The sequence below is a fragment of the Bacillus sp. BSL6 genome, assembly GCF_052928345.1.
On sequence record NZ_JAVGCW010000028.1, the window covers coordinates 1 to 2,581 of the forward strand.

Below are 2,581 nucleotides of genomic sequence, written 5' to 3' on the forward strand. Positions count from 1 at the left end.
TATTAGGCACGCCGCCAGCGTTCATCCTGAGCCAGGATCAAACTCTCCAATAAAGTTAGTTTGTCTAGCATCTAAAATAAAAATTGACGTTTCACGTTGTTTGTTTCGTTCAGTTTTCAAAGAACTTGTCTGTCGCTCATTTGCGACTTCCTTATGTTAACATCTTCGTTAGTTAATGTCAACTAAGTTTTTTATTTCGTTTGTCGCTTTCGACGTTATTGTCATCGGCGACTTGTTCTATATTACACCTCTAATCTCTAATCGTCAATACGTTTTTTAAAAAAACTTCATTTTTTTAAAACCCTATTTACATACCTCTTCTATCAGAATATATAAGCAACCCATATACTACTCTATGGGTTGCTTTCCATCATAAAAACTATTGTTCTTTTGAAGGTACCGAACAGCTTTCATCTGTACAAGACATATCGCTTCCACCTTCTGAAGAAAGCTCTTGTAACGTAGGTACAGGATTCTCTTCTTCCCACACTTGCTGAAGTGCACCAACAAAAGTTTCAAGTGGTTGTGCACCTGAAATAGCATACTTTTGATTAATAATAAAATAAGGCACTCCTGAAATTTGATATTGCTGAGCGATCGCTTCATCAACTCTAACATCATTTGCATATGCGCTTTTATCATTAATAACCTGTAAAGCTTCTTGTTTATCTAAACCTGAAGCTTCAGCTATAGTAGCAAGCGTATCCACATCACTTAAATTTTTCGATTCAGTGAAATATGCAAAAAGTAGATTTTCCGTAATCTCTTTTTCTTTCCCTTGATCCTTTGCAAATTTCGCAAGACGATGCGCATCAAAAGTGTTCGTCGGCTTCATCTCATCAAAATTAAAACTTAAACCCATACTAGCTGCATGATTACCTAGCTGCACGTTATTACGTTTCGCTTCTTCAATACTAATCCCATACTTTGATGCAAGCACTTCATTAATACTTGTTCCAGAATAGATTGGAGCATTTTGGTCTAATTCAAAACTTTTAAACTCAACTTCAACATCCTTCTTATGAGGAAATTGCTCTAAAGCTACTTCTAATCTACGTTTCCCAATGTAGCAAAACGGGCATACAAAATCTGACCATACTTCAATTTTCATAGAAACACCTCATTAACATGTAGTTTTCAATCATTGTAGCACTGGCACTAAGGAATTCAAAAATTTATGCTTCAAGCCTTATATACTACAACCTAAAATAAATCTATAAATAGAAAAACGATAATCAAAAGTATTACCTTCTGATTATCGCATATATAAATCTAATTATGCTTGAATATATCTTCCCACGAACTTCCATACGGTATTCCAATACGTATTTGAATCTATCTTCTCAGCTTCTCCATGTCCAGCACCTGGAACAATTAATTTCTCTTTTTCTACTTTTGCAGCATTATATACTTCATCTAACATTTCAAAAGGAACGAATGTATCCGCATCCCCATGAATGAATAGCATCGGTGTTTTACTTTTTGCAACTTGTTTAATAGCTGAAGCTTCTTCTAAATCATATCCAGCTCTTAATTTTGTAACTGTATTTGCCGCATTCATAACAGGAAACTTCGGCAAGTGGAATAGATCTTTTAATTGATACGTAAATTCATCAACAACAGTTGAGTACCCACAATCTTCAATAATAACTTTAACGTTAGAAGGTAAATCCTCACCTGAAGTCATCATTACAGTTGCCGCGCCCATCGAAACACCAAATAGTGCTATTTCAGCATTAGGATCTTTCTTTACAATTTGTTGAATCCAAATCAAAATGTCTTTACGATCATGCCAGCCCATACCAACATAATCCCCTTCACTATTCCCGTGCCCACGAAGATCTGGTGCTATGACATTATAGCCTTGTTCATAAAAGTTACGAATATATTTCGTCATTTCTGATGCCCTACCATTGTATCCATGAACTACAATCGCCCATTTATGACTAGATTGTTCATTCATATATTCATAACCTGTTAAATTCAGTTTATCGAAAGAACGTATAGTTAATGTGTTAGGCTTATACTTTGATACGAAGTTCGCATTCTTCTCTTCATTTGTAGCCAATGCATCTCCCGATGCATTTACCGTTTCTACTAAATGAGGATTATCTTCCAAAAATTCTTTTTCTTGTTTCGCATTCAACGCATAGTTATAAAAATAATTTCCAACTATCATATACACAATCGCTAGAAGGATTAAAACTACTATAGTAATTATACCTATCTTTTTCATATTATCTCCTTTTTAAAAATTAAATATCCCTATATTAAAGCACTCAAAAAATAACGGTACTATTTTAACACACCAATAGATTGCTTCCACAAAAAATAAAATAGAAAATCTGAAACTACACATCGAAAATGATGAAAGAAATTGAATACAAAAGGATAACTCGAGGCTAATAAGAAGTTAGAAACACAAAAAAGACGAGTCATTTTGACTCGTCTTACAGTTGCTTGGCGACGTCCTACTCTCACAGGGACAAGGTCCCAACTACCATCGGCGCTAGAGAGCTTAACTTCCGTGTTCGGTATGGGAACGGGTGTGACCTCTCTGCCATCATCACCAAACTATGAA

2 protein-coding genes and 1 rRNA gene are annotated in these 2,581 nt (G+C 35.0%); all 3 read right to left on the reverse strand.

What is annotated here, in order from left to right; all coding sequences use genetic code 11:
• Positions 1-379: 379 nt before the first annotated feature.
• The 3 genes from RCJ96_RS27335 to rrf all read right to left on the reverse strand — a co-directional run bounded on the left by RCJ96_RS27335 (position 380) and on the right by rrf (position 2,574).
• On the reverse strand, positions 380-1,111 hold the full coding sequence (locus RCJ96_RS27335; protein ID WP_416504797.1) for a DsbA family oxidoreductase: 732 nt from the start codon (positions 1,109-1,111) through the stop codon (positions 380-382).
• Between the two features lie 165 nt (positions 1,112-1,276).
• Positions 1,277-2,236 carry an alpha/beta hydrolase gene (locus RCJ96_RS27340; RefSeq protein WP_270796934.1) on the reverse strand — a complete coding sequence of 320 codons (960 nt, stop codon included), beginning with the start codon at positions 2,234-2,236 and terminating at the stop codon, positions 1,277-1,279.
• 222 nt (positions 2,237-2,458) lie between these two features.
• A 5S ribosomal RNA gene (gene rrf, locus RCJ96_RS27345) occupies positions 2,459-2,574 on the reverse strand.
• Positions 2,575-2,581 lie beyond the last annotated feature (7 nt).